Origin of the sequence: Pseudomonas sp. EGD-AK9 (genome assembly GCF_000465935.2) — a bacterium.
Lineage (GTDB): Bacteria > Pseudomonadota > Gammaproteobacteria > Pseudomonadales > Pseudomonadaceae > Aquipseudomonas.
On record NZ_AVOF01000526.1, the window covers coordinates 1 to 1575 of the forward strand.

The following is a 1575-nucleotide window of genomic DNA, read 5'->3' on the forward strand; positions in this document are numbered from 1 at the left end:
ATCATCGACCCGCCACGCGAGGAAGCCATCGCCGCCGTCGCCGAATGCCAGCGCGCCGGCATCCGGGTCAAGATGATCACCGGCGACCATGCCGAGACCGCCCGCGCCATCGGCGCCCAGCTGGGCATCGGCGTCGGCCTGCCGGCGTTGACCGGCGCCGAACTGGAGCTGCTCGACGAGCGCCAGCTGCGCCAGGTGCTGCCCGGCGTCGAGGTGTTCGCCCGCGCCAGCCCCGAGCACAAGCTGCGCCTGGTGCAGGCCATGCAGGCCAGCGGCGAGGTGGTGGCGATGACCGGCGACGGGGTCAACGACGCCCCGGCGCTGAAACGCGCCGACGTCGGCGTGGCCATGGGCGACAAGGGCACCGAGGCGGCCAAGGAGGCGGCCGAGGTGGTGCTGGCCGACGACAACTTCGCCACCATCGCCGGTGCCGTGCGCGAGGGCCGGGCGATCTACGACAACCTGAAGAAGTTCATCCTCTTCGCCCTGCCCACCAACGGCGGCCAGGCGCTGATCGTGATCGCCGCCATCCTGTTCCAGCTGACCCTGCCGCTGACCCCGGCGCAGGTGCTGTGGATCAACATGGTCACCTCGGTGACCCTGGGCCTGGCGCTGGCCTTCGAGCCGGCCGAGGCCGGGCTGATGGACCGCCCGCCACGGGCGCCGAACGAGCCGCTGCTGTCGGCCTTCTTCGTCTGGCGCGTGCTGCTGGTGTCGCTGCTGATGGCCGGCGCCGGCATCGGCCTGTTCCTCTGGGAGCTGGACAACGGCACCGGGCTGGACAGCGCGCGGACCATGGCGCTGAACGCGGTGGTGATGTGCGAGGTGTTCTACCTGATCAACAGCCGGCGCATCTTCGCCTCGGTGCTCAGCCCCGACGGCCTGTTCGGCAGCCGCGCCGTGCTGCTGGCCATCGCCGCCTGCCTGCTGCTGCAGGCGCTGTACACCTATGCCCCGCCGCTGCAGCGGCTGTTCCACTCCACCGCGCTGGATGCGGCGCAGTGGGCGCGGGTGGTGCTGGCCGGGCTGGCGCTGTTCGTCGTCGCCGAGCTGGAGAAATGGCTGATCCGCCGTTTGCGCCTGCAGCCGACGGGGTAACCTCGGTGCGCGCGGCGCACCGGGGCAATCGCCTCAACCCCGCTCGCCGCGGGCGAACGCCATCAGCTCGGGGTAGAAGGCGCGGAAATCCTCGCTCAGCGGCTGGTACAGGCGCTCCAGCTCGCCCAGGCTGCCGTCGAGCAGCTGCGGTCGCGACAGCCGCCGCTGCATGCCGGCGATCACCTGCTCCAGCACCGCGAACTCGCGGTAGCTGCCGAGCCAGTCCTGCGCCGCCATGCGCGGCGCGATCAGCGCCAGGCGCCCGGGCAGCTGGGGCTCGTCGGCCAGCACCCGGTACACCCGCGCGGTAAAGGCCTCCAGCGGCTGCTCGGCGTAGTCGGCCCAGTCGCGCGCCAGGCAGTGGTCGAAGAACAGATCCAGCAGCATGCCGGCCTGCCCAACGAGTTGCGCGCCTATCACCAGAAGCGCTTTCTCAACGAGGAAGGCTTGATCATGGTGGCGACCATCGCCTTCGGC

At 71.0% G+C, this 1575-nt stretch carries 1 protein-coding gene and 1 pseudogene; one reads left to right on the forward strand and one right to left on the reverse strand.

What is annotated here, in order from left to right; translation table 11 throughout:
- Positions 1–1098 (forward strand): HAD-IC family P-type ATPase (locus N878_RS19980; RefSeq protein WP_021445321.1); only part of this gene is annotated, 1098 nt, incomplete at its 5' end.
- 33 nt (positions 1099–1131) lie between these two features.
- Here N878_RS19980 and N878_RS19985 read toward each other — a convergent pair.
- Positions 1132–1491, reverse strand: a pseudogene (locus N878_RS19985) (ACP phosphodiesterase); the annotation flags it as partial.
- Between the last annotated feature and the right edge of the window lie 84 nt (positions 1492–1575).